At 40.9% G+C, this 25,268-nt stretch carries 23 protein-coding genes and 2 pseudogenes; 19 read left to right on the forward strand and 6 right to left on the reverse strand.

Going from position 1 to position 25,268, the window contains the following annotated elements:
- Positions 1-11 precede the first annotated feature (11 nt).
- Together EIH25_RS06810 and EIH25_RS06815 are read right to left on the reverse strand one after the other, a co-directional pair.
- On the reverse strand, positions 12-668 hold the full coding sequence (locus tag EIH25_RS06810; protein WP_124100010.1) for a hypothetical protein: 657 nt from the start codon (positions 666-668) through the stop codon (positions 12-14).
- A 38-nt stretch (positions 669-706) separates the two neighbouring features.
- Positions 707-1,186 (reverse strand): hypothetical protein, encoded by a 480-nt coding sequence (locus tag EIH25_RS06815; RefSeq protein ID WP_124100012.1) that lies wholly within the window; start codon positions 1,184-1,186, stop codon positions 707-709.
- A 568-nt stretch (positions 1,187-1,754) separates the two neighbouring features.
- Here EIH25_RS06815 and EIH25_RS06820 point away from each other — a divergent pair.
- The 4 genes from EIH25_RS06820 to EIH25_RS06835 all read left to right on the forward strand — a co-directional run bounded on the left by EIH25_RS06820 (position 1,755) and on the right by EIH25_RS06835 (position 5,091).
- Positions 1,755-2,198 carry a MarR family transcriptional regulator gene (locus tag EIH25_RS06820; protein ID WP_124100014.1) on the forward strand — a complete coding sequence of 148 codons (444 nt, stop codon included), beginning with the start codon at positions 1,755-1,757 and terminating at the stop codon, positions 2,196-2,198.
- A gap of 192 nt (positions 2,199-2,390) precedes the next feature.
- On the forward strand, positions 2,391-3,935 hold the full coding sequence (guaA, locus tag EIH25_RS06825; RefSeq protein ID WP_124100016.1) for a glutamine-hydrolyzing GMP synthase: 1,545 nt from the start codon (positions 2,391-2,393) through the stop codon (positions 3,933-3,935).
- A gap of 78 nt (positions 3,936-4,013) precedes the next feature.
- Positions 4,014-4,697, forward strand: coding sequence for an HAD family hydrolase (locus tag EIH25_RS06830; RefSeq protein WP_124100018.1), 684 nt, complete (start codon positions 4,014-4,016; stop codon positions 4,695-4,697).
- A gap of 25 nt (positions 4,698-4,722) precedes the next feature.
- Positions 4,723-5,091, forward strand: a complete 369-nt coding sequence (locus EIH25_RS06835; protein ID WP_124100020.1) for a hypothetical protein — start codon at positions 4,723-4,725, stop codon at positions 5,089-5,091.
- 246 nt (positions 5,092-5,337) lie between these two features.
- On the opposite strand, the gene EIH25_RS06840 is transcribed toward EIH25_RS06835, so the two are convergent.
- Both EIH25_RS06840 and proA read right to left on the reverse strand, forming a co-directional pair.
- Positions 5,338-5,661 (reverse strand): hypothetical protein, encoded by a 324-nt coding sequence (locus EIH25_RS06840; RefSeq protein ID WP_124100022.1) that lies wholly within the window; start codon positions 5,659-5,661, stop codon positions 5,338-5,340.
- Between the two features lie 289 nt (positions 5,662-5,950).
- Positions 5,951-6,235, reverse strand: a pseudogene (gene proA, locus EIH25_RS06845) (gamma-glutamyl-phosphate reductase); the annotation flags it as partial.
- Between the two features lie 3 nt (positions 6,236-6,238).
- On the opposite strand from proA, the gene EIH25_RS06850 reads away from it, so the two are divergent.
- The 9 genes from EIH25_RS06850 (at position 6,239) to EIH25_RS06890 (ending at position 16,831) form a co-directional block, all read left to right on the forward strand.
- On the forward strand, positions 6,239-7,090 hold the full coding sequence (locus EIH25_RS06850) for an AAA family ATPase (protein ID WP_347561950.1): 852 nt from the start codon (positions 6,239-6,241) through the stop codon (positions 7,088-7,090).
- Positions 7,091-7,221: 131 nt separating this feature from the next.
- Positions 7,222-7,476, forward strand: coding sequence for a complexin-2 (locus tag EIH25_RS06855; protein ID WP_124100024.1), 255 nt, complete (start codon positions 7,222-7,224; stop codon positions 7,474-7,476).
- Between the two features lie 395 nt (positions 7,477-7,871).
- Complete coding sequence (locus tag EIH25_RS06860; RefSeq protein WP_124100026.1) at positions 7,872-9,188, forward strand: plasmid recombination protein; 1,317 nt, start codon at positions 7,872-7,874, stop codon at positions 9,186-9,188.
- Positions 9,189-9,333: 145 nt separating this feature from the next.
- Complete coding sequence (locus tag EIH25_RS06865) at positions 9,334-9,633, forward strand: hypothetical protein (protein ID WP_124100028.1); 300 nt, start codon at positions 9,334-9,336, stop codon at positions 9,631-9,633.
- Positions 9,630-9,875 (forward strand): DUF6061 family protein, encoded by a 246-nt coding sequence (locus tag EIH25_RS06870; RefSeq protein WP_124100030.1) that lies wholly within the window; start codon positions 9,630-9,632, stop codon positions 9,873-9,875. The genes EIH25_RS06865 and EIH25_RS06870 overlap by 4 nt, the downstream gene beginning before the upstream one ends.
- A gap of 189 nt (positions 9,876-10,064) precedes the next feature.
- A complete protein-coding gene (locus EIH25_RS06875) occupies positions 10,065-10,280 on the forward strand; it encodes a helix-turn-helix transcriptional regulator (RefSeq protein WP_124101287.1) in 216 nt (71 codons plus the stop codon).
- A 15-nt stretch (positions 10,281-10,295) separates the two neighbouring features.
- Positions 10,296-12,191: a Dam family site-specific DNA-(adenine-N6)-methyltransferase gene (locus EIH25_RS06880; protein WP_124100032.1), complete on the forward strand. Its 1,896-nt coding sequence runs from the start codon at positions 10,296-10,298 to the stop codon at positions 12,189-12,191.
- Positions 12,192-12,205: 14 nt separating this feature from the next.
- Positions 12,206-14,218 (forward strand): AlwI family type II restriction endonuclease, encoded by a 2,013-nt coding sequence (locus tag EIH25_RS06885; protein ID WP_124100034.1) that lies wholly within the window; start codon positions 12,206-12,208, stop codon positions 14,216-14,218.
- Between the two features lie 39 nt (positions 14,219-14,257).
- Positions 14,258-16,831 (forward strand): TrlF family AAA-like ATPase, encoded by a 2,574-nt coding sequence (locus tag EIH25_RS06890; protein ID WP_124100036.1) that lies wholly within the window; start codon positions 14,258-14,260, stop codon positions 16,829-16,831.
- A gap of 350 nt (positions 16,832-17,181) precedes the next feature.
- Here the strand turns inward: EIH25_RS06890 and EIH25_RS12595 are convergent.
- Positions 17,182-17,250: pseudogene (locus EIH25_RS12595) on the reverse strand (transcriptional regulator); the annotation flags it as partial.
- A gap of 917 nt (positions 17,251-18,167) precedes the next feature.
- Here EIH25_RS12595 and EIH25_RS06900 point away from each other — a divergent pair.
- The 5 genes from EIH25_RS06900 to EIH25_RS06920 all read left to right on the forward strand — a co-directional run bounded on the left by EIH25_RS06900 (position 18,168) and on the right by EIH25_RS06920 (position 21,636).
- On the forward strand, positions 18,168-18,548 hold the full coding sequence (locus tag EIH25_RS06900) for a hypothetical protein (RefSeq protein WP_124100038.1): 381 nt from the start codon (positions 18,168-18,170) through the stop codon (positions 18,546-18,548).
- Between the two features lie 68 nt (positions 18,549-18,616).
- Positions 18,617-19,480 carry a hypothetical protein gene (locus EIH25_RS06905; protein ID WP_124100041.1) on the forward strand — a complete coding sequence of 288 codons (864 nt, stop codon included), beginning with the start codon at positions 18,617-18,619 and terminating at the stop codon, positions 19,478-19,480.
- A 28-nt stretch (positions 19,481-19,508) separates the two neighbouring features.
- Positions 19,509-20,237, forward strand: a complete 729-nt coding sequence (locus EIH25_RS06910; protein WP_124100043.1) for a hypothetical protein — start codon at positions 19,509-19,511, stop codon at positions 20,235-20,237.
- Between the two features lie 2 nt (positions 20,238-20,239).
- Complete coding sequence (locus EIH25_RS06915; protein ID WP_124100045.1) at positions 20,240-20,887, forward strand: ABC transporter ATP-binding protein; 648 nt, start codon at positions 20,240-20,242, stop codon at positions 20,885-20,887.
- Positions 20,884-21,636: a hypothetical protein gene (locus tag EIH25_RS06920; RefSeq protein WP_124100047.1), complete on the forward strand. Its 753-nt coding sequence runs from the start codon at positions 20,884-20,886 to the stop codon at positions 21,634-21,636. The genes EIH25_RS06915 and EIH25_RS06920 overlap by 4 nt, the downstream gene beginning before the upstream one ends.
- Before the next feature lie 1,149 nt (positions 21,637-22,785).
- On the opposite strand, the gene EIH25_RS06925 is transcribed toward EIH25_RS06920, so the two are convergent.
- Positions 22,786-23,985, reverse strand: a complete 1,200-nt coding sequence (locus EIH25_RS06925; protein ID WP_124100049.1) for an IS110 family transposase — start codon at positions 23,983-23,985, stop codon at positions 22,786-22,788.
- Positions 23,986-24,266: 281 nt separating this feature from the next.
- Here EIH25_RS06925 and EIH25_RS06930 point away from each other — a divergent pair, with 281 nt between their 5' ends.
- Positions 24,267-25,163 (forward strand): LysR family transcriptional regulator, encoded by an 897-nt coding sequence (locus EIH25_RS06930; protein WP_124100051.1) that lies wholly within the window; start codon positions 24,267-24,269, stop codon positions 25,161-25,163.
- The last annotated feature ends 105 nt before the right edge of the window (positions 25,164-25,268 follow it).

Raw genomic sequence — 25,268 nt, forward strand, 5'->3', positions numbered from 1 at the left:
ATTTTGCTCCATCATATTACGTTTTCTTTTATCGCGGTTTTTTTAGCCGCGAAAATTTTATCGACAGTATCCCTGTTAAGATATATCAGCAGCCTTGCAAGGAGATATCCGACGATCAATGCGAAAAGCTCCGCGAACGGCAGCGTAAGGTCGTAAATATACTTCAGTCCTCCGGAAATAAAATTGCAGACGAGGACGTACACGATTTCAAAAGCAACTGCCGATACGGCAAAAACAGCAAAAAAGGCCGGTTTTCTGAGTTTTCTGAAGGTTACGGTACATATAAACGAAAACGCGAGCATAAGCGCGAACGGTTTAAGATATATGTTAATTACAAGGGAAAAATCTCTGAAAAAATCAATATCAAACAGCGGCGGCCACATCTGCTGCAAAACAAGATTGACGCTGTCGAAGTTGTATTCTACGTCAGCGGGTCCCAACGGCAAGGGCATATATGTATATGAAAAATAAGTCAGGTATGAAAATACCGAAAGGATGATCAGCAGAATACGCGCCGTTCTGTATTTTTTCCTGATACCTACAGGAAGGACAACCGCAAGGCAAAGGACAAGAAATATAGCCTTGAACGCGCCGCCGGTTATAATATCGATCTGCCGTCCCTTAAAAAGGGACGACACAAATTCCATGATTTCTCTGAGATCCTGCATAAACATTTCTCCTTTTGAACCGGAGCACAGCGTTTTGATTATGTTCCGTAGAAAACGCCTCCGGCATTAAACGTAGTAATATACTTGTAAGCAGGGGGACAGGTAACATTTATATAAAACCTGTACATATTATTCAAGCGTCCGTATGTTTTGTTTCCGGTGCCTATAAATCTGGAAACCGTTCCGCTTGACGTTGTATTGCCTACTGAAATATTGGAAGCCGAACCGATATTAGAAAACAGCTGGGTATTCTTATAAAGCTTCCAGCTTGCAGCGGCGCTCTTGTATGTTGAAGAACTGGGCTTATTTGTGACAGAGGCCGTCCAATAAAGCTTGGTTCCGTCGAAAACCGTAGTATTTACAGCTACATAGGACGAATAAGCTGAGCCTGAGGTTCCGTTGTGAACAGCGTCCACCCGCTTTGTCAGCAAGGTATTCGCGCTTGCGTTGATTGCGAAAACGCTCATGATAATGCCTGCTGATAAAATAGTTTTAACGTATTTTTTTATGTTTTTCATAGCTTTATTTTTCCTTTCCAATTATACTATAATATAGTATTTCGAGCAATGGTTTTTTATGCCGTTAAGCTTATTTCGTATAACCGCACAAATTAAGCGAGATAATTTTGTGCAGTTTTTTATTCTTCATCGGACTCACCCCTTTTTAAAACGCCGAAAGCAAAAGTTTTACAGCAAATTTCAGCGTTATTTAATATATAAATCCCAGTATTATATTTTAATAAATTCTAATTTACTCCTATTATACCATAAGTTCCGCTATATGTCAACATAATTTGGATTTAATCCAAAAATAACCCTTATAATAAAAATAATGTAGAATCGTGTCGCAGCAGAGCCATAATATGAAAAATAAAAGCTCCCTGTATAAAAAGCGGCGGCTGCCTGAGGAATCAAAACCTCTGCCGTCAAATCGTTTTATGTCTATAGCCTTGCCGTCAGCTCCTGCGGACTGACAGCTCTGCGGCATAGCCGAAAAAAACGTAGAAAATGGGCAAAGACTTGACTTTTGGCATAGGAGTGTTATAATATTAGATGTATATTACATAACAACAGGAGCCGATCTTATATGAACAACAAAACAAGAACTGCTTGTATAGGCGCAATGTATGAGCTGTATCCGCTTTGCAGGAAGCTTGTTTTTGATACCTTTGATAAGCGTAAATATGGGATAACCAGAACTCAGCAGATAATACTGCTGGCGCTTGCCATCGAGGAAAAGCTTACAATGTCGCAGCTTGCTTCAAAGATCAATACGAGCAACGAGCAGGCAACCCGTGCTGTGGCGCAGCTTGTTGAAAAAGGCTTTATTGAACGGATGCAGGACAACAGCAACAGACGTATAATCAATATCCGTCTTACTGAAAAGGCAGACGATTTTATTGAAAAGACCAAGGCTGAAATAATGGGAGATCTGTTGGATCAGTTCAACGGAATTTCCGATGAGGATATGGAAAAGTTTCACGACGCGGTGGTGCAGATAATCGGAATACTGAAAAAAGCCGAGGCATGAGTACCCTCGGCTTACCGAGAATTTACAAAAAGGCAATACTGCATATAAATGCCGCGGGGCAGCGGCGGTGCGGTATTGCCTTTATGTATGCAAAAAAATTTACCTGTAAAATCAGCCGCGGCTATTGCAAATACAGCCGGAGCATGGTATAATTTATTATATATTTTTTAGAAAAGGAATGAGTTAAAGCCTATGGAACATCAGCATATTCTTATTCTGGATTTCGGAGGTCAGTACAATCAGCTTATTGCCCGCCGCGTCCGCGAATGTAATGTTTACTGCGAGGTCAAGCCCTATAACAAGGTAACGATCGACGAAATAGAGCGGCTTGCTCCCAGCGGCATTATTTTTACCGGAGGACCCAACAGCGTTTACGGTGAAGCTGCTCCTAGCGTTGACAGGAGAATTTTTGAGCTTGGCATTCCCGTACTGGGAATATGCTACGGTTCCCAGCTGATGGCCCATATGCTGGGCGGAAAGGTCGCGAACTGCGTAACCTCCGAATACGGCAAGACGGAAACCTGTTATGATAGATCCTGCGCGCTTTTCGGCGCGGTCGAGGATATGCCTGAAAAGGCGGTTTCCTGGATGAGCCACACCGATTATATATCCGAGGTTCCCGAGGGCTTTAAAATCGTGGCTCATTCTGCCGGCTGTCCTGTCGCCGCTATGGCTAACGAGGAAAGAAAGCTTTACGCGGTTCAGTTCCACCCCGAAGTCAATCATACCCAGTATGGACTCGGAATGCTGGACAGCTTCCTGAAAAATGTCTGCGGCTGCAAAGGCGACTGGACTATGGAAAACTATGCCGAAACCGCGATCAGGCAGATCCGCGAAAAGGTAGGAAACGGAAAGGTTCTTCTTGCTCTGTCCGGCGGAGTAGACAGCTCAGTGCTGGCGGCGCTGCTTTCAAAGGCGGTAGGCAGACAGCTGACCTGTATTTTTGTAGACCACGGATTTATGCGCAAAAATGAGGGAGACGAGGTAGAGGCCGCGTTTAAGGACTGGGACATTAATTTTGTTAGGGTCAACGCCAAGGACAGGTTTATGGATAAGCTGAGAGGCGTTTCCGATCCTGAAACCAAACGAAAGACTATCGGCGAAGAATTTATCAGGGTTTTCGAGTCTGAAGCCAAGAAGCTCGGAAAGGTTGATTTTCTGGCTCAGGGAACGATTTACCCTGACGTTATAGAATCCGGTTCGGGCGACGCGGCGGTAATCAAGTCGCACCACAACGTAGGCGGACTTCCTGATTACGTTGATTTCAAGGAGATAATCGAGCCGCTGAGAATGCTGTTCAAGGACGAAACAAGAAAGCTGGGACAGGAGCTGGGGCTGTCGGAAACCCTTGTGTGGCGTCAGCCCTTTCCTGGACCCGGACTTGCAATAAGGATCATAGGCGAGATAACGGACGAAAAGCTTGAAATTCTTAAGGACGCCGACTGGATATTCCGTGAGGAGATCGCAAAGGCCGGACTTGACCGTTCGATACATCAGTATTTTGCGGTGCTTACCGATATGCGTTCGGTAGGCGTAATGGGAGATTTCAGAACCTATGATTATACCCTTGCGCTCAGAGGCGTTACTACGACCGACTTTATGACTGCTGATTTCGCCCGTATCCCGTACGAGGTCCTCGAAACCTGCTCAAGCCGTATTGTAAACGAGGTTAAGAACATCAACAGGGTAGTGTATGATATAACTACAAAGCCGCCGGCAACTATTGAGTGGGAATAGTATCTAAGGAGTACAAGAAAGTTAATTGCAAGTAGGTTGTTTAATTTCATTTTATGAGGTTAAATCTATCGGGATTTGATGAAAATAGATGAGGACATGAAAATTAAGGCTGTTTTTTTTGATGTTTATGGAACACTGATTTCTACGGGAACGGGATCAATCAATGCTGTGGAAAGCATTTTATCGAAAAACCATTCTGAAATTGAACCTCAAGCATTTTATGCTGAATGGAAGCAACTGCATAAAAAACGGATGCGCCAACCCCTCTTTTTGACCGAGAGGGAAATCTTTATAAAAGATTTGTCAGAGTTGTATTCAGTTTATGGAATAGCAGGAGATTATCAGGAAGATGTCAAAATTATGTTGGAGAGCCTTTATAACCGCGCTGTTTATCCAGAGGTTTCCGGAGCAATCAAGAGATTATCAAAAGAATATGAGGTTATCATTGCCTCAAATACTGACACAGAACCGCTTCTTCAAAATTTTGATTATAACGGGCTTGTTTTCGGAAAAATCTACACCTCGGAAGGCTTAACGGCGTATAAACCAAATCCAAAATTCTATCTAACAATTCTGAACGAGTGCGGCTATTCCCCGGAGGAAGTTCTATATGTCGGTGATTCCTCTGAAGAGGATATTATCGCTCCATCTCAACTTGGAATTAAGACTGCATTGGTTGACAGAAAGAAGTCGGGGAATAAGTACGGGCAGACTTTTTCGGTAAACGACATAAGCCAGCTTTGTCAAATATTAGGCTGTTAAATCAGTGATTTATGGAGTTTAAAGAGTGGTAGCGATAATTGGAGCAAGCGTTTTTTCGGTAGTAATTGTCTTATCAATTCTCATAATTTGTGGTTTACCTTTAGGGGAGTTGACAATGGGCGGACAGTATAAGATTTTTCCAAAGGGATTAAGAATTATTTTGGTAGGACAACTTGTTTTACAAATATTTTTTGTAGTTATAATTTTGCAAATGGGAGGATTTATACCATTATGGTTTTCGGATAATATAACAAAAATAATCTGTATTGTTATGGCAATATATCTCTCATTTAATACAGTTATTAATTTTATTTCCAAAAGCAAAAAAGAAAAGCTTGTAATGACACCCTTTTCTGCAATTTCAGCCATATGCTTTTGGATAACGGCATTGTAGGTAATAATACAAATGACAACTTCCCAATTTGTTGATTAGAATGATGGTGAGTAGCGAATTGATATTTTCTTTATTAATGATTTATATACATGGTTCTAGCACCATGTAATTAAGGGCAATTTGCAGACCGCGAAATGCATTTATTGTGTGTTTCAAGTGGTTTGCGAGTACAATCATCTTAATAAATTATAAAAAGGCATTACTGACTTATGCAGTCGGTAATGCCTTTTTGCGTCTGTTTCAATTTTATATCAAGCAATGCTTCCATAAGATAATTTTGTAATCCGAGTCTAACTCATTACATAATCGATTATAAAGACAAACCGCTTTTTGCGTGAACTGCTCGATTTGCTCTTGATCCCATAATAGATCTCCTGCCGGATCAGACCAATCCAGAGCTTCATCGTGCTTTTCAATTACAGTTTCAAGGTCGTCCTTCAGTTCTTGACTTATAGGCAAATCGTCAATCATAACAGGATAGCCGTATCTGTCGTTTGCATTATCGTTGATACTCCAAACGCAGGTCCCTGAACCCCAGTCAAACATATACTTCATTTCATATTTTGCCACTATGATTACCTGCCCATCTGAAATTATTTCAGTTTATCCTTTAAACGCTTTAATCATTGCGCCGCTGAGTTTCCGTGAAGACGCTTTCGCCCATCGCTGTGCGGCGTCAGGTTAAGGATAGCGGTAACTCTATTGGTCGTATTGTTCCTTTGTGATTTCTCCGTTTCTCTATTTCCCCGCTTGTTCAGCCCAAGCGCAAAGAGCTTCAATTACGGTTTTGTATAATCAAAGCGATCCGTTCTTGTTTATAAGAGCATAAAAAGCGAAAGCAGCTGTCGCTGCGTCAGGGCTAGGACCTTATCTGACCGCTGCCGTTGATAAGGAATTTTGTGGTGGTAAGCTCCTTTAAGCCCATTGGACCTCTGGCGTGAAGCTTCTGGGTTGATATTCCTACCTCCGCGCCCAAGCCGAACTCCTCCCCGTCGGTAAAGCGCGTGGAGCAGTTTACATATACGCAGGCGGAATCTACCCGGCTCTGAAATTCCTCGGCGACGTACAGGCTTTCGGTCACTACGCACTCCGAATGACCCGTCGAGTCTTTCGCAATATGCTCCAGAGCGTCGGCAAGTCCGTCTTGGTGGCACAAATCGCCTACCACGTCAGCACAGGAGAAAAGCTGTGGGAATACGACGTGCATCCCGGCACCGTTCTCTATCTTGCCCTGGAGGACGATTATCAGCGAATCCAAAGCCGTATGTTTATGATGTATGGCGTAGAGGACAGCGACAGGCTCCACTTCGCAACGGTGGCAAATAAAATCGGCAACGGACTCGATGAGCAGCTTGACTTCTTTATCGGGGAACACCCAGACACCAAGCTCATTATTATTGACACAATGCAAAAAATCCGTGAGGTCGGCGGCGAGGCTTACAGCTATGCCAGCGATTATGAGATTATCGGCAGACTCAAGCAATTCGCCGACAAGCATTGCATCTGTGTTCTCATCGTCCACCACACACGCAAACAGCCTGCAGGAGATACCTTTGAAATGATCTCCGGTACAACGGGATTACTCGGCTGTGCAGACGGCTCTCTGCTGATGCAGAAGAAAAAGCGAACTGCATTGGAAGCCACCATCGACGTGGTAGGGCGTGACCAGCAAGACCAAATCCTCTATCTGAGCAAAGACCCCGAAACGCAGATATGGAATCTCGACAAGACGGAAACAGAGCTTCATAAAGAGCCGCCCGATGCGGTGCTGGAAGCTGTGGCAAGGCTTGTATCGGCAGAACAGCGAGAGTGGACAGGTTCGCCGTCAGAACTTGCCGAGGCGGTCAACACAGGAATGGCAGCCAACGCCTTAACCAAATATCTCAACGTCAAATGCGGCAGGCTGATGGACGAATACGGTATCAGCTATGAGAACAAAGCCAAGCACTCCGGGCGCAAGGTCACGCTGACCTACACGATTACGGAAGCTGCTGAATAACCCAAGTGCGACGGTTGCGACGGTCGCAACGATGAAATTGATACCACCAATATAACCGTCGCAATCGTCGCTATCGTTGCGGATAGGCGATAAGCTCCTTGCTCGAAGCTTATCGGAAAGGAAGGAAGCGAATGAAAACCGTACAGATACCCTATGAGCTTTTCGTCGATCTGGTGCTTTACCATCTGAACGGCGAAGATGATTTCGATGAAGATATAAGACAAGGCTTGAAGCAAAAGCTGGATGCGATGCTCAACCGTCAGCTTTACTCGCAGTACAAAACCGCCCCCACCGAGGAACAGCGGGAGCAGGCAAGGCAGGAATATCTTGACCGCCGTGGAGTGCCGCAGAGCTATCGCTGGACTACTCCTCCTTGGGAGCTATGACAGGAGCGTGCCACGCTCCTGTGAATGGCAGACAAGGCAAAGCATTGGCTGACACAGCCCCGACGCATCCCCCGTCCCCATCGAAAAATCCGCAGATTTTGAGATGGATGGCAGAGAGGATTTTCAAAATTCTCTCTGCCGGTGGGTGGTATGAAGTGAGCAAAACCACGATGCGAACAAGATACCGACCACACCGTTTTTTGAGGTTTGGGTACTACCTGCAAGCCGAAAAAGACGGTAAGGCTTCCGCAGAAGCCGCATACCCCCTCGGAGAGCCCACGGTACTTTGCAGCCGTAGGATGAAAGTATCATAGTGGGTTATTACACTTTCGCAAAAGTGTCTCTCCGAAATCGTTACCCCTACAACGCCAATAAAACACAGGAGGAAAATGCCTATGGCAAGAGGCGATGGTATCCATCGTACAAGCGCAAGAAACGCAAAGCTTCCCGATGCTGACATTGGGAAAACACAAAGTCATAATGAACGAGAGAACGAATCCTATTCCAATCAAGATATCGTCCCGGAGCGAACTTCGATGAACGTCCATTTCAAAAAACCGACTGCCGGTTACGCTGAAATATTTGAGCAAATGGTGGCAGACGGAACGATCTCCACCCGTGGTCTGAAAGCCGATGCCGAGAAAGTCGGTGAATTGGTTTTCGACGTAAACTCCGCATACTTCTACAATCACGGCGGCTACGATTACGCAAAACAGTTTTACGCCGATGCTTACAAAGCCGCCGTGGAAATCGTAGGCGGCGAACAGTATATCCTATCGGCTGTGATGCACGCCGATGAACGCAACCGGGCAATGTTTGATGCCTTGGGGCAGGACGTATATCACTACCATCTTCATGTAGTCTATGTGCCGGTGGTCGAAAAGAAAATCAAATGGTCAAAACGCTGTAAAGACCCCGCCCTGGTCGGAACGGTCAAGGAGCGAATCATGCAGGTGAGCATGAGCAAGAAATGGACTTCCGAGCCGGTTATCGGTGAGGACGGCAAGCCGCTGAAAACAAAAACCGGCAAAGTTGTTCTCAAGCAATCCTATTCGGTGCTGCAGGATGATTTCTTTGAATATATGAGAAAAGCCGGATACACCGATGTGGAGCGTGGTGAGCGTGGCAGCTCCGAGGAACATCTGACGGTAACGCAATTCAAGGTGATGAAGGAGCAGGAGCGTTTGTCCGAGTTGCAGGATACGAGGACGGCACTCCAGTCGGAAATCCAAGATTTGCAGGAAGCACAGGAAGAGGAATCCAAGCAGCTTGACAAAACCAAGGAACGTATCAAAAGTCAAAAACTTGATATCAAGCGAATTGATGCAATCGAAGCAAAGCCCACTCTGATCGGCAATAAGGTCACGGTGGACAAGGACGATTTTGATATGGTGGTCACAGCGGCAAAGAAGCACGTCACGCAGGAGAAAAAAGAAAGTAAACTGCAAAAAGCCCTGGATGCCGCACACAAGCTGATAGCTGAACTGCGAAGCACCATCGCAGATTTGACGAGCAAACTCTCCGAGGCGACCAAGGAGCTTGCAGAATACAAATCTGTCCGTGGCAGGCTCCGCACGGCAGATTTGGAGAAAGAAAACGACCGTCTCCGCAGCAGGCTTCACACCTATGAGGAAGTCATTTCACGAAATAATTTATGGGATTTCTTCAAGGGAAATCGCAATAAAACCCGCAATCGGGACGATGCCCGCTGATAGCGTGTAGAGCCGTAAAAAACAAAAATTTCCGAATGGGAGCGAGCTGAATGAAGTCCGCATCGTTTGGCTCAATCCTATCGGAAAATCCACCACTTTTCACGGGTGTAGAACCGTGAAAAAATCTCAAAAATCGGAGGTATTTATGAAAACAGGTCTTACCAAGAAGCAAAAGACAACCGCCATCTATTTTGACGAGGACAGCCCCTGGATTGAGGTCAGCACCTACAACACCGATCTCAAAAACAGAATGACCACCTTTGCCGAATCATATCCCCACGAATGTAAGCTCATCGACGATGACGAGCTGGGCTGTAAAACCTTTGAAGTCAAGAAAGGGCGCTTCGGCTTCAAGCTGACAGCGCCCTACACAGAGGAACGCTGCAAGGCTGCCGGTGAACTGGCAAAGAAATACATTAAAAATTTAAGGAGGAGCGAACAGTGAAAATTTTATCTTGTGAATTCAACATCGACACCGCCTGCGTGGAGCTGCGGTTGTCGGACGGTACAATGATCTCCATTGACACCATCGCCGTAGAGAACGAGGTTGCCGACAATATGTATCAGAGGTCAGAGCTGGACTGGCTGATCTACAATGCGCCGTTGGAGTACGCCGATCTAATACTGAACGGCGATCCGGAGAAGTATTTGAAAGCGGTCACGCAATATAAGCCCTTTGAAAACTGAGTGAGAAATAGCCCGCAGGAGCCGATTCTGCGGGCATTTCGTGCAAATTTGTTGAGTTTTCGATGATTATTTACATTCACCCCATTGAAAAAAGAAGTGAAGTATGCTATACTATCCTTAAAATCAGCGTTTGCTGAATTGGATTCAGTTTTTTGTGAAGCGGATAAACTTGCTATTGGAGTGAATGATATGGCGGTTAGTTATAAAAAATTATGGAAAATCTTAATTGATAAAGATATGAAAAAGAAAGATCTGTGTGTTGCTGCAGGTATCAGTCATGCTTCAATGGCGAAGCTTGGTAAAAATGAAAATGTTACGACCGATGTTCTGGTGAAAATCTGCACCGCATTACAATGCGATATCGGAGATATAATGGAGCTTACACCAGATACATCATCAAAATGAAAGGAGGAAAGCACAATGGCAGAACAAGCCGTTAGAAAAAACGTTGCAATTCAAGCAAAGCCTGTTCTCAAATGGGCAGGCGGAAAGACGCAAATGTTAAATGATCTTTTGCCTAAAGTACCTTCCTCTTATGGTCGTTACATTGAGCCCTTCTTTGGCGGCGGTGCAATGTTCTTTGCATTACAGCCGGAGAACGCCATCATTGCCGACAGCAATCCAGAATTGATCAATATGTATCGACAGATTGCAGATCACGTTGACGATGTAGTTTCCTGTTTGAAAAAATACGCTAATACAGAAGAAGTGTTTTATGCTGTTAGAGAACAGGAATGGACTTCCTTGCCCCAAGCTGAAGCGGCAGCTCGAACAATTTTTCTTAATCATACTTGTTTTAATGGATTATATCGTGTAAATAAGCAAGGCAAGTTTAATGTGCCTTACGGCAAATATAAAAACCCGAAAATCTGCGACGAAGAAGGATTATACGCCGCATCTGAAGCACTGAAAAAGGCAGAAATCCTCTGTGGTGATTATCTGCTTGTGTTGGAGCATTACGCTCAACCCGGAGACTTTGTTTTTCTTGATCCTCCGTATCTGCCTATCTCTGAATATGCAGATTTTAAGCGCTATACGAAGGAACAGTTTTACGAAGAAGATCACGTAGAGCTTGCGAAGATGATTATGCAGCTCCACGAACGAGGATGTCATGTTATTCTGACTAATTCCAACCATCCGCTGGTGCATGAACTGTATGCTCCGTTCACCATTGACGTAATCCAAACAAAACGCCATATTTCTTGCAACGGAAATACACGAAAAGGCGAAGATGTAATTGTAGCTATTCCGCCTAAACAGCAGACTTTGCTGAAATTGGTTCCCGAACCGTTGCCTGCTCAAGTTTCTTCTTATCCCCCCACTCGCTTTATGGGGTCTAAGAGTAAGCTGCTCTCAGAAATATGGTCTGTGGTTTCTCAATTCAATGTAAATACTGTCGTTGATCTGTTCTCCGGTTCTGGTGTGGTCGGATATATGCTAAAGGCACAAGGAAAATCTGTCATTAGTAATGACTACATGGCTATGTCCGCAACCTTTACCAAGGCAATGGTAGAAAACAACAATGTTGTTTTACCGCTTGATGAAGCAAAGAATCTCCTCGTTGAACATAAAGAATCTGATCATTTTGTAGCCAACACCTTTAAGGGGCTGTATTACACAGACGAGGAAAATGATTTGATTGATACGCTTCGCACGAATATTTGGGCAATGCGAGATCAGTATAAGCAAGCGATTGCTATGACTGCCCTCATAAGAGCCTGCACAAAAAAGCGTCCTCGTGGCATTTTCACATATACGGGACACCGGTATGACGATGGTCGCCAGGATTTGAAAAAATCCTTGTCGCAGCAGTTCTTAGAAGCAGTTGAAGCTGTAAACAAAGCGGTGTTCGATAACGGCAAAACAAACCTCTCCAAACACGGCGATGCTATGGATTTGAGAGTTGAAAATGCAGATTTGGTTTATATCGACCCTCCGTATTACTCTCCGTTGTCCGATAATGAGTATGTTCGTAGATATCATTTTATTGAAGGGCTTGCCCGTGATTGGAAAGGCGTAGAAATCCAAGAACACACGCAAACCAAGAAATTCAAATCTTATCCCACACCATTTTCAACCCGAAAAGGTGCTGCAGATGCGTTTGATAAACTTTTCAAGAAGTTTTCACACAGCATTTTGGTAGTCTCCTATTCTTCTAATAGCCAGCCTATACAGGATGAAATGGTTGCAATTATGGCGAAATATAAAGAACACGTCGAAGTTGTCCCGATTGATTATAAATATTCTTTCGGAAATCAAAGTGAAGCAAAGACCCATCGGAACTCCGTTCAAGAGTATCTGTTTGTTGGGTATTGATTGGAGGTTGCGTTATGAGCGAACAAATTAAAATATGGCTGGTAGGTAATACCGGTCTGCGTAACCCCAACCGTATTCAAGAAGGATTTTCTGTGTTCGCAAACTCAGCGTTTGTCGGACACCTTCACGGGCGTGAAAATGAGCTCGGCTTTATGAATTTGCTTGACGAAAAAGGCATTATTCAGAACGAGGAAGGAAAGGATACTTCCGGTAGCCATGCTCGCAAATGGCGATTGATGTTTGCTAAAAACGGCTTAATCTATCCGCAGGTACAAAAGAAGGATGGTAATCAAGAAGATCTGGGCGTTCTTGACGATATTACGCCCTTTGGAAGATCGTTCTTGAAAGCTGATACATACCCTGCGATGCAGGAATGTTACCTTCGTGCAATGAGCGTGGAACAGTTTCCGATGCCCGATGGCGAACAGTATTTTTCTCCTTTGAGATGGCTCTTGGCGATTATGCTTGAATTGGAGAAAAGAACAGGCTCTTCCGAGCTCAGCAGAATTGAATTTGCTCTATGGGGACATACCACCAATCCGAGCTATGATCTGAATACCGTGGTTAATAACATTCTCGATTTGAGAGAACGTAGAGCTGCGGCACCTGCAAAACGTCCCTTTGACAAAAAGGAAATCGCTGAAAGAGGCAAGAATTACGATAAAAAAGCCGACAATTTCTTAGATTACAGCGATATGAATATGCGCTACCTCCGCATTTCGGGCGTGCTTCAGCGTAAAGGTAGAGGACTCATTATTGTCCCGACCAAGCATGTGTTGGCAGAGAAACTCGCAAAAGCTACCGCAAGTGCAGAGCCGCTTATGGAACAGTATAAGTTGCTGTGTAATGGAGCTCCTCTGCCTACCGATAATGTAAATGTAGCAAAGTCTTTGTTAGATGATCTGGTCAAGCAGATGAAAGAACGTCATATTCTGTTTGATATTTCCGATTTGCCTTTGAACACCCCTGCCGAGATCAATATTGCAAGACAGAGGCTGGAAAACATCCTTGCACAGACGGACGAAATCCAATATGCCAGCGATCAGTGCAATCAGTGGGAAGAAATCCGAGACTATATGACGCTTCTGATCAAAGGCGGCGGAAAACTGGTTTATGACGAGGATAACGCCATTGAAGTGCCTAAAGATGAAACTCCTGCATATCTCGAATGGACATTATGGCGTGCTGCATTAGCGATTGATCATATGGTAAACAAGCCGTATGAAGTTCGTGGTTTCAAGCTGGACTCCGACTTTATGCCTGTATCTGCTGCCGGTGGTGGCAAGGGAGATTTGTACTGCGAGTTCAATGACTTCACCATTTTAACGGAAGTTACAATGTCTACATCTTCTCGTCAAGAAGCGATGGAAGGAGAACCTGTAAGACGACACGTATCGGATGCTGTTTTGAAGTATGACAAGCCGGTGTACGGTATGTTCATTGCGGTTCGTATTGACACTAACACCGCCGAGACCTTCAGACACGGCGTTTGGTACGCAAAAGGCGACGTGAAACAGCGACTTGATATTGTACCTCTGACCTTGGCACAGTTCCAAAAGTATTTTGTAGCAATGTTTGAAGCTAATAAGGCAAATCCCGAAAAACTCCGTGATTTGATCGTGAAATGTGAGTCCAGGAGAGATATACTGGAAGCTCCTGCTTGGAAGCAGTATATTGATATTACTGTTTCCGAAAAGGCGGCTGAAATCGTAAGCGGAATCGTTGTGCGAAAGACAGATGAAGCTCCTCTCGTACCCGCTGGTGCCATTGTTCGGCACGTAACCTTTGGCGAGGGACAAGTTGTTGCTATTGAAGCGAGCTTCCCAGAATGTCCTGCAAAAACGGTCGAGTTGCCGTATTTACGCTCTTTGCCCGACGAAGTAAGTTTCTGTGCAGATGGAAAAACGTTGTTGCATGATCGTTTCGGAGAAGGAACCGTATTTGCGTATATCGTTGTGTTCAAAAACTATATGATGCCGCTTACTTACCCAGCGACATTTGAGGACGGCTGTTTGGTAGTCGAATAATTGATTAAGTGCTAAAATTATAGGAAGTGGGGTGATAGTATGTTTGAGACGGGTTTGCAATATGTTCGTTCTGATTTTCATTTGCATACGTGTAAAGACAAAGAATTTGTTTATTCTGGCGAACAAAACTCTTTTATAAACGACTACGTTTCTGCACTGGAAGAATCCAACATAAATGTCGGCGTAATTACAAACCATAACAAGTTTGACTATGAAGAATATAAGGCTATCCGTAAGGCTGCAAAAAAGCGAGATATATTTATCCTTCCAGGAGTGGAATTAACCGTCAAAGAAGGAGCAAACGGAATTCACACGCTAATTGTGTTTAATCCGGATGAATGGTTTGAAGATGGTAATAATCATATTCAAACTTTTTTAACTGCAGCATTCGCCACTATCCCTAATCCTGAAAATCGCAATACAAAAAGCGTGTATGATCTTAAAAATGTATTTGAGCAATTAGACGCTTACGGACGAGATTATTTTATAATATTCGCTCACGTAGATCAGAATAGCGGTCTGTTTAGTGAATGTAAAGGCGGATTGCTCGAATCTTTGGCAGGATTTGCTCCTTTTAGAAATCGTGTTCTTGGCTTGCAAAAATCAAGAACACGTGATAATCTCGCTCAATTTGAGCGGTGCTGCGGTTATTTGCCTGCTTGTGTTGAGGGTTCTGATCCAAAATCTATTATGGATATAGGCAAGGGAGATAAATGCACATATTTGAAAATCGGTGAATATTCATATGCTGCAATTAAATTTGCCTTACAAGATTACAAAGATAGAGTTTGCGAAAATGTCCCAGATAGTAAGCACGGATTTATAGAATCAATATCATTCCAAGGTGGGAAATTCGACGGACAAACAATAACGTTCTCCCGTGAGCTGAACACACTTATTGGCATAAGAGGTAGCGGAAAATCCTCTGTTTTAGAAGCTGTCCGATATGTTTTGGGGCTCACAGCTCAAATGGACAAAGAATATAAGGAATCTCTTGTTAAAAATGTTTTTGGTTCCGGCGGAAAAGCAACATTAAATGTAGTAGATAAACACGACAAACGATATTCTGTCAGCCGAATATTTGGAGAACGGATAAATGTTCTTGATGAGAATGGTAATGACTTAAACATAAATCCTCTTAGCTTGTTCGATGGAGTTCAATATTTCGGTCAAAAAGATCTGTCCAGTAGTGCGGATCACGAAAACGGTCTGTTGGAAAAATTGATTAGTGGCAGAATTGGTCAGCCCTCTAATTTGGATAGCTGTGTGAATGAATTGGTCAGAACAGTAGAACGTTTGCTGGATGTGAGCAAAATTCCGCAGCAAATGACCGAAGTTACAGCCCTACAAACCGAACTTGAGCATAAGCTCTCGATTTTTGAAGAAAAAGGTGTAGCGGACAAACTAAAAAAGCAAAGTGGATACGCTACCGATACCACAAAACTTGATGCGGTAAAGCTTAGAATAGACGCCATTTTGCGTGATATTCGTAATGCGTTTTCAAAGAACTCTGTTGCATCAAACGCTTTGGAGGGATATAGTAGTGACTTTAATAAAGACATATTTGAAGATGTATCCGCAGTATTGTCGCTAATAGACGCTCAGCTCACACAAATCGGTTTTTGCATTACAGAAATTGATACGCAACGTAGTGTTATGGAAGACATCATATCTCGTCTGAAAGAACGAACTGAAAGTTTGGCAGATGAATTTGCGGAAATTAAAAGGGAGATCAAAGACGACACTCTGGATGTTGATAGTTTTGTTAGGATGACCGCTGAGTTGCAAAAAACCAAAGAAAAACTAAAGCAATTAAGCGAAGAAGCTTCTTCCAAAGCCAAAATAGAAGCATCTTTCACCAAGGCAACAAGAGAGCGTAATGATGCTCTGTTAGCGACTTATAATGCCTATAAGGCTGAAACAGAACGCATAAATCAAAATCAAACGGAATTACGAATTGAAATCACATTCAAAGGAGATCGCGAAAGTTTCAAATCTCAAATGAAAACCGATTTCAAAGGAACCGGAATCACAGAGAATAAATATCAAGCTATTTGCGAGGCGTTCACCGACTACGCTGCCATCATAGAAGATTGGATTATTTTCGATGGGGCAAAGTTAAAAAGTATTGTTACACCCGGCGAATATGTAAAATTGGAAGAAAAACTTTGCTCTCAATACGAAGATTTGTTGAGTAGGCAAGTTGAAAACAAAGTTGATATTTATTATCACGGAAAATTGTTGCGACAACACTCTATTGGTCAACGAGCTTCGGCTCTTATACTGTTCATATTGACACAGGACGATAATGATGTCATCTTTATTGATCAACCGGAAGATGATCTTGATAACAAAGTAATCTATGACGAGGTTATTACGGCAATTGCACAGAAAAAGCCGCATATGCAGTTCATATTCGCCACGCACAATGCCAATATTCCTGTTCTTGGTGATTCCGAAAGAGTGTTGGTTGTTGAATTCCAGGAAACCAAAATTGATGTTGCTCAAGGTAACATTGACTTGAGTTCTACGCACCAGCATATTGTTGACATTATGGAAGGTGGTAAAGAAGCGTTTGACAAGAGACAACTTATCTACACTTCTTGGCACTAATTTCTTCTCCCATCGTGGCAACGTTTTGGCAACAAAAAATCAGATAGCCTCTACTATCTGAATAATGAAAGCAATGCAAATAATTCGAGCCAAATCCCATAAGCAAATCTGTTTAGGATTAAATAACGGGGAGCGAGTGGGAATAGTAGTCAAAACGTCGCAAACCCGCATAAATACTGGGGTTTTAAAAGGCAAAATGTCCTCGTGACAACATTTTGACAACATCTGAAAATTATTCATAAATAAAGAGCTAACAGATTTCTGTGTCTGTTAGCTCTTTTTGTTTTGCCCAATTACATATTTTTGAGTTTATCCTTGAATTCTTCGACCATTGCATCGCTGAATTCCTGCTACGGTACTTTCGCCCAAGTTTGTGTGGTATCGAGCTTCGGATATGTATAACGCCATTCGTCATACTCTGAACCAATGTCAATAAAGTGGACAAGAAAAATCAGAAAAAATTGGATTCAGCTTGAATAGGAGTCATTCCGTTATTATGAGAATGAGGTCTTACCGAATTGTAAAAACCGTTAATGTATTGAAAAACAGCGAGGTTTAAATCCTCAAAAGAAGAATAAGTCTTACGATTAACCTCTTCCTTTTTCAAGTATTTGAAAAAGCATTCCATAACAGCATTATCATAAGGATGCCCCTTTGCCGAAAAAGACTGAATCATGTTCAGATTGTCCAGATGTCTGCGAAATTCAGAGGATGTGAATTGGCTCCCTTTGTCCGTGTGGAATATTATACCTATGGATTTGCCTCTTGCGGCAACAGCCGCATTAACGGTATCTATCGCAAGTTTAGTATCAATTTTATTTGATGATTTGATCCTATCATAATGAAGATAAAAAATAAAGCTGTTTGCATATAACGGCGATACCGCAAAAGAATTTTCCCAAACAACATTTGCACAGTAACTTGCAGTTTATTGATTTTCACAAGATAAACTTAGATGCATTTCGTAAAGCTGCAAACTTTGCGATAACCTCTTAAGCGCTGCAATACTATTTTGTGCAGAATTTCCTCCTCTTAATAATATGTGCAACAAAAGTAAATCCGATCTGAAAACAGGCTAGATTTTTTATATATTTTACAGAAAACAGTTTTGCGTTTGTTTATATTGTACAAAGATAATATACTTGATTTGATTATAAATAACAAAGTTTGCCAAAAGATATTGTATTTTATTAAAACTTATGATATTATATTTATATTAAATACAGGAGGTAAAACCAATGTGTTGCGTTAATATGATATAAATATCTATTAAATACTTTATAGATCAACTTTAGGTTGCAAATAATTTACGTTTTAATTAGAAAGGATAGTTAATATGACTAAGTTGAAAAAAATATCGGCCATTTTCGCTACGGCAGTTATGACGATGATCATTGCGGCAGGTGTTTGTCAAGCTACAAATTTTAGTGATGTTGTAGTTTCGGGTACAGGTTCAAAAACATTAATGAATAAGAAAGTAAGTATTCAAACGATGACGCTTAAGGTAACATCTTGTAAATTTACGGATTACTTTATTACAAAAGGTAAAATCAATTATGAGCTTTGGTCTGCGGGTTATTCTGAGACGAAAAAAGGAACGACTGGAACTTTTTATTTTGCACCTCTGAATTCAGCTTCAAAAACCTATTTTCTTGACGCTCAATGCACGGACACAACTTCTAAAGCAAAAATTTCCGGAAATTATGACCATGCCTAATAAAACGATTGCTCCGAGTACCCATTATGTGCTCGGAGCAATTGATATTTCGTAAATGGAGGAATAAAATGACACAAGCGTTTAATTGGCAATTTAAATTGATGATAAACAGATTTAACTTTAAGGTGGCATTTACTGCAATGATGTTTATAAGCGTTGCGTCTACTGTCTATAATGTTTTGAAATATCATAATATTGACCGAACATCTGGAATTGATAGTTCCTTTGCATACATATTTAACCAATCAAACGAACTGCTGCCTTTAATAATTATTTTTATGCCGGTTATTGCAGTTCTTCCGTTTTCAACGATACATACTTCCAATCGGAGTTTACATTCTTCGCCTTTGTATTTTTCACGATTTGGTATAAGTAAATATTATATCTCTCAAGCGTTGTGTTCATTTGCAGGTAGCTTTACGGTAACTTTGTTACCGCTGCTAACTAATATAACTTTAAACAATATTTTTTTTCAAAGTACAAAATATGACGGCTGGAATACTTATTTTTCTGCGTTGACACAAATTTCTCCTAAGCTGCTATCTGAACAAACAAATTATCCATATACGATTACTTTTGCAAAATTATTTTTTGAACACCCTATTATGTATACAGTCTTGTTCGCAGTTGCATTAAGTTTATTTATTGGTTTATGCGGCGTTCTATCTTATTCAATTTCTCTTGGGATAGAAAGGTTTGCTATACTGTCGGCTCTTCCTATGGAAATTATTGTGTTTCTTGGACTTCAGCAAAGCAATGGAGCCGTTTTGTCTTATAATCATAATTTTGTTAACCTTAATATAATGAATTACTTTACAGTCAACTCATTGATGGGCAAAAATTATTTTATTGTCGTTGCTTTCTGTGCGCTTATGCTGGCTGTTTCCGTTGCGCTTATATATTGTAAGATCAAGCGGAATCAATTTGATTAGATAAGAATAAAATGTTGAGGTATTTCCAATGAAAAAAATATATTTTGCATTATTATCTTTTCCGATAGTTCTTATTTTCTCTGCCGCTGAAATTTTTGAAGTAACAAATACCAATCAATTTTTTTGTAACATTATGCAATCTATACTTGGCTCAAAAAATGCGGACGAAGTATTTTTACAGGGCTTTTGCGTTGGCTGCATTGTACCTGTTTTGTTTTCTGTTTTTTACGGAACTCATTTTTACCATGATTTAATGATTGGCGGCGTTTACATTTTCACCAGACAAAAAAACCGTATTAAATGGTACATAAGTCATTGCTTGAGTTTAACAGTTTGCGCTGCAATTTATTCTGTAATTTTCACACTTACGAAATATTGTATCAGCTTCGGTTTTTCGTCAAATCTAATAACAACTCAAAATATTGTATCGGCGGTTACTATATGTATATCTGTTGCTCAAATTGGTATAGTTGGGGCGATAATAATAAATACTTTAGTTATTTTATTCGGAAGCGGCATTGGGTACTCGGCAGGAATAGGAATAATTTTTTGTCTTTTGGGAGCAGGATATATTACCCGATTTAGTAATGCTGTACTGATGTCTGTCAATCCATTCTCGTCATACATACGCGCTTTTGGTGGCGGTTTTGATACAATAAGATTTTTTGTTCAGATAACAAGCATTATACTTTTTTTATCACTGGGATATATATCGGTAAGAAAAATGGATATTGGATTAAGTAACAAGGAGATATAAGAATGAACAAAATCACAATTGAAGGACTTACAAAAAGAATAAAGGGTAATATTATTCTCGACAATATAAACATTGAATTGCATGGAGGAAAAATTTACGGTTTGGTCGGCAGAAATGGTTCAGGAAAAACCATGCTGATCAGAAGCATTGCAGGCCTGATGAAACAGTCTGAAGGGAGAATATTATATAATGGCAAAGAATTGTATAAGGATATCGACTTAATTCCCAGACTAAGTCTTGTAATTGAAAATATCGGGCTGTATCCTGAATTCAGCGGATTTAAAAATCTTAAAATGCTGGCAGATATTCGTAAGATAATTGACGATAAACAAATAAAGTCTACAATGGAAGCTGTTGGACTTGATCCTGATGACAAACGCAAGGTGAGAAAATATTCTTTGGGTATGCGCCAGAAGCTAGTTCTTGCCCAAGCGTTTATGGAAAATCCCGACGTTATTCTTCTGGACGAGCCAACTAACGCTTTAGACGAAAACGCGGTTAAGCTAATATACGATTTATGCGAAAAGGCAGTACAGCGCAATGCAATAATTGTAATTGCAAGCCACAATAAAGAGGATATTTCTCAGCTTTGCGACGAGAAATATTTTATTTGTGAGGGCAAGTGTTTTATTGAGGAGGAATTATTTTGAGGCTGTTTATTTCAATTCAGGCAGCAATGATTTTGATTGCTTGCTGTATTTGCGGAGTAGTAACGAGCAAACAAAGCGATGCAGGTTTTATCGGAGAAAAAAACTATGAGGAAGTAGTTAAAATAAATTCCGGCGCATATATTATTTCTGAAGAAGACGCAGTTTTAAATCAGTCAGTTGAAGATTATATTGATTTTTTTGATAGTATGTATTCAAATTCAAAAAATCTCTTTTTTGATAAACAGATTATTATAGCGACCGCAAAGGACAGTTATTATTTGTATGATAAAAGTTTTCAGCAGGAAATTGTAATTGACGATGTTATTGACGGCGATGAAGAATTGATCGGTCAAACTATGCAAATGTTGTGTTCCGGCGGATTTTATTTTGAAACGCCTGAAGAATTTAACAAAAGAATTTATCATAGCGCATTTTTAAATAAAGAAGTTACGCCGGAGGAAAACAGGCGGCAATTTATGTTTGATTTTGGCGGTTTGAACGTTATGAAGCCCGGGCACACTTATCTGATTTTTGCCCAGTCAATTGATTTCGGCAATTATACTATGATCTGTGCGGACAAACATCAGTATACATGGTTTGATTTGTCTCAGACAGAAACGAAAGTTATGGAAACAAATTCGTTTTCAGATTACTGCAGCAATGAAATTTTTACAAATAGTAAAGCTGTTGTTGATGATTATTATAGGCTGAAAAAAGATGTACTGAATTACTATGATATACGAAGATGACTACCATATGCGTAATTGGTCTGAAATGCAGAAGAGATCGGGAAAGTATCGTATAACTATCTGATTACTTAAATATTACAGCACATATAACAGCAGAGATATTGCCGGACTAATCAATTTAATTTGACAGACAAGAGAGAAAAACTGTATGTAAAAATCACTAAAAGTATACAACATTTTTAAGCGTTTGATATAGAAGTTAGTTATTACTTATAAAATTGTCTTGACATTCTCAATTAAAAACATTATAATACTAACTTGATAAATACCGTTAAAGCATGCAGGAAAGAAAAAACAATAACACGAGATTTACTTGATAAATCTATAGGTGTTTTAAGACGTTCAATCGTATTGATCGATGGTCATCTGTTTACTTACAAAATATATACATTCCGCATACAGTCAGAGAAAGTTTATATTTGTTAATTGAGTGAATACCGCAACCAATAATGTCATAGTTTAGATTTAATACTATTACTATAATAATTGGATACTATTAAATTGACATATAAAGAATCAGACTTTGAAGTTACTGTAAATGTATTATTTGAAAATTCAAACATATTTTTAGAGCTTACACCGTCATCGTGATAGGCACTTTTCAGAGTTACATCGGCATTAGGCTTAATATTAATTTCAAGGTTGTTTATTTTGTATGCTTCACTATTTTGATAATTATTGAATGTAACCGCAATATTATAATCAGACGAATCAGCAACCGACGTCTTGGTGATTTTTAAAGATGATTTTACGGAGTGTCCACTCTTAAAATCGTGTACAAGCACTCTATTAAAATCATTGTCACTGAATTCTATATCTTTTGAATTTGTTGATATTAACTCATCTTTAAGATAAAGGAAGCCAATAGTTAGTATTAGTATAATAATTATTATAATTGATATAGACACTAATATCTTTTTTCATATTAACACGCCCTATTTTTAATTAAAGTAACTTGTACAGTATAAATGTTGACCTGATTTATCAGTACTATAACCGCCCAGAGAATTCTTTTTGGTTATACTGGATTCCAGTATGTTTGATAGCGTTTAGTTTTTCCCTTGACTTTGTGCTGAATATAATATAAAATATTAATATAATTTAAATTGAAAGACCAGCTATAAAAAGTCAATACCCAAAATGAAAAAATCAAGATAAATTTTTAGGATTTTTCGTAGGGGTTGGCAAATAAGGTCTGTTCTCTTTGAGAATAACAAAAATAATATTACAAAGCTTGCGAGCAACACCTCCGACAGCAGTGAGATGGTGCTTGCCTCTGGCTCTGAGAGATTGATAATATTCAGATAAAACGGGGTCGCAGAAAGCGGCACGCTGTGCGGCAAGCCAGATAGCTCTGCGCAGATAAGGTGAACCACGCTTGGAGATTTTGTTTTTAGTTCCTGAAAACTCTCCCGATTGTTTAACGGTAACGTCAAGTCCTGCAAAGGCAACAAGCTGATTAGGACGTTCAAAGCGGTTGATATCGCCGATCTCACTGACGATGATTGCACCAAGAACATCACCGATACCGGTGATAGTGGTTATGTATTGATTGGTTTCGTGAAGAAGATTTGAAATCTGTTCTTCAAGCTCAGAAAGCTGATTTTCAAGGAAAACAACCTGCTGCATAAGCTGCTTGATCTGAAAAGAAAAAGCGTCTTTTGCAAAGGCGATACCAAAGGTGTTTTTAGCAGCAGCTTTGAGTTCTTCAGCCTTCTCTTTGCCAAATTTACCGTGACTTGCTTTGTTCAAAATGTTGGTAAGCTTTCTTGTGGAAATTGCAAGCATATCTTCAGGTGTTGGGCAGTTCAGAAGCAACTCGGTTGATGAGCTTCCGAATGTATCTGAAAACAGCTTGTCATACTCGGGGAATACTTGGTCAAGCAATGCAATTACACGTCTTTTGCAGTCGCCGCAGGCGTCCACAAGTGCAAGACGATAGCGTGAAAGCTGTCTTAATGCAGTGATATTTTCCTCAGAAAGCGAGGATGCTGAATAGTCTCCGAAACGCATAATCTGAGCGATGATATATGAATCCTTAGAGTCGTTCTTGGTCTGACGAATATACATTTTTCTGAAAGCTTCGGACTGAATAGGGTTGATAACCTTGACAGTATATCCAAGCTCAAGGAAAAAAGCATATACGGAAAGCCAGTAGTGACCAGTTGCTTCCATTCCGATGATAACATCGTCAGGAGCAATTTCAAATTTTTCAAAAACAGCAAGGATTTTCCCACAGCCTTGCTTGTCGTTGGCGAAGGGGATGCTGTCAAGCAGAGTTTTGCCGTTTATGTCGATGACGGAAGCCTCGTGCTTGTATTTAGCGATGTCAATTCCGCAATAAAACATTGTGATACACCTCGTAAAATTTTGTTACAGCAAAGGTTATCCTCTGTATTTTACGGAAATACAACCTCGTTAGATATTCAGCACTTAAATGCTATCCAGCTCATTCGCATCTGTCCGTAAAGCAGAGGCGCTACTCTTTCAAAGGAAGCCTTGCTTCAAGGAAGCGAACAGCGCCCTCTGACTGTACAGATTTATTATCTCACATTTCTGTGTGATAAACAAGAGGTTTCATAGGGGTTCTCTTTAAATTACCCTTAAATTTATTATACGAGGAACTGAAAATGACAATCCAGCAGTTAAAATATGCCGTAACAGCGGCGGAAAAAGGTACTATGAGCGAGGCCGCACAATCGCTGTTTATCGCTCAGCCAAGCCTGACGAATGCTATAAGAGATTTGGAAAAAGAACTTCGCATCACAATTTTTCACCGTACAAACAACGGAATCATAGCGACTAACGAGGGAGAAGAATTTCTCGGTTATGCCCGACAGGTATTGCAGCAGGTAGGACTGATTGAAGAAAAATACATTGACGGAAAGTCGCGCAAGCAGATTTTTTCCGTTTCAGCGCAGCATTATTCCTTTGCGGTCAATGCCTTTGTGGACGTTATAAAAACCTTCGGAAGTCAAAGCTATGATTTTACGCTTCGTGAAACTCAGACATACGAAATCATACAGGATGTTTCCCGTTTGAAAAGTGAAGTGGGCATACTTTATCTTTCAAGAGAAAATGAGAATATCATCAGCAAAATCATAGCCGAAAACGGTCTTGCGTTTGAAGAGCTTTTTACAGCCACTCCCCACGTTTTTATCAGCTATCGACATCCTCTTGCACAAAAGGAAATTGTTACATTATCGGACTTGGCGGATTATCCCTATCTTTGCTTTGAACAAGGTGATTATAATTCATTCTACTTTTCGGAGGAGATTTTAAGCTCCGTTCCTCGTGAAATGACAATAAAGGTTCGTGACAGGGCAACCCTTTTCAACCTTGCGGTAGGACTTGACGGCTATACTATAAGCACCGGAATCATCAGCCACGAGCTGAATGGAGAAAACATTATTGCACGTCCGCTTGACATTGACGAATGTATCAGAGTAGGTACGGTTACAAGAAAAAATATGACTCTCAGCCGCCTTGGCACAGCTTATATGGACGCTCTGAAAAACCATATTTAAGCTTGATATAGTTAAAAGCTATACTAAGCTTAGATAAATAAGTATTTTACAAACACGCCTTTCCGCAGTAAAATAAAAATGTACAAAAACTGCTTTGAAAGGACA

This window comes from Ruminococcus sp. Marseille-P6503, from assembly GCF_900604945.1.
In the GTDB taxonomy this organism is placed as follows: Bacteria; Bacillota; Clostridia; order Oscillospirales; family Ruminococcaceae; genus FB2012.

Bases quoted from the DNA above. Each gene is read 5' to 3' on its own strand.
- EIH25_RS06890 (WP_124100036.1), top strand. From the start codon at position 14,258: ATGTTTGAGACGGGTTTGCAATATGTTCGTTCTGATTTTCATTTGCAT.
- EIH25_RS06910 (WP_124100043.1), top strand. From the start codon at position 19,509: ATGAAAAAAATATATTTTGCATTATTATCTTTTCCGATAGTTCTTATT.
- EIH25_RS06810 (WP_124100010.1), bottom strand. From the start codon at position 668: ATGCAGGATCTCAGAGAAATCATGGAATTTGTGTCGTCCCTTTTTAAG.
- EIH25_RS06875 (WP_124101287.1), top strand. From the start codon at position 10,065: ATGGCGGTTAGTTATAAAAAATTATGGAAAATCTTAATTGATAAAGAT.
- EIH25_RS06880 (WP_124100032.1), top strand. From the start codon at position 10,296: ATGGCAGAACAAGCCGTTAGAAAAAACGTTGCAATTCAAGCAAAGCCT.
- EIH25_RS06860 (WP_124100026.1), top strand. From the start codon at position 7,872: ATGGCAAGAGGCGATGGTATCCATCGTACAAGCGCAAGAAACGCAAAG.
- EIH25_RS06905 (WP_124100041.1), top strand. From the start codon at position 18,617: ATGACACAAGCGTTTAATTGGCAATTTAAATTGATGATAAACAGATTT.
- EIH25_RS06885 (WP_124100034.1), top strand. From the start codon at position 12,206: ATGAGCGAACAAATTAAAATATGGCTGGTAGGTAATACCGGTCTGCGT.
- EIH25_RS06930 (WP_124100051.1), top strand. From the start codon at position 24,267: ATGACAATCCAGCAGTTAAAATATGCCGTAACAGCGGCGGAAAAAGGT.
- guaA (WP_124100016.1), top strand. From the start codon at position 2,391: ATGGAACATCAGCATATTCTTATTCTGGATTTCGGAGGTCAGTACAAT.
- EIH25_RS06865 (WP_124100028.1), top strand. From the start codon at position 9,334: ATGAAAACAGGTCTTACCAAGAAGCAAAAGACAACCGCCATCTATTTT.
- EIH25_RS06855 (WP_124100024.1), top strand. From the start codon at position 7,222: ATGAAAACCGTACAGATACCCTATGAGCTTTTCGTCGATCTGGTGCTT.
- EIH25_RS06830 (WP_124100018.1), top strand. From the start codon at position 4,014: ATGAAAATAGATGAGGACATGAAAATTAAGGCTGTTTTTTTTGATGTT.
- EIH25_RS06815 (WP_124100012.1), bottom strand. From the start codon at position 1,186: ATGAAAAACATAAAAAAATACGTTAAAACTATTTTATCAGCAGGCATT.
- EIH25_RS06925 (WP_124100049.1), bottom strand. From the start codon at position 23,985: ATGTTTTATTGCGGAATTGACATCGCTAAATACAAGCACGAGGCTTCC.
- EIH25_RS06915 (WP_124100045.1), top strand. From the start codon at position 20,240: ATGAACAAAATCACAATTGAAGGACTTACAAAAAGAATAAAGGGTAAT.
- EIH25_RS06900 (WP_124100038.1), top strand. From the start codon at position 18,168: ATGACTAAGTTGAAAAAAATATCGGCCATTTTCGCTACGGCAGTTATG.
- EIH25_RS06820 (WP_124100014.1), top strand. From the start codon at position 1,755: ATGAACAACAAAACAAGAACTGCTTGTATAGGCGCAATGTATGAGCTG.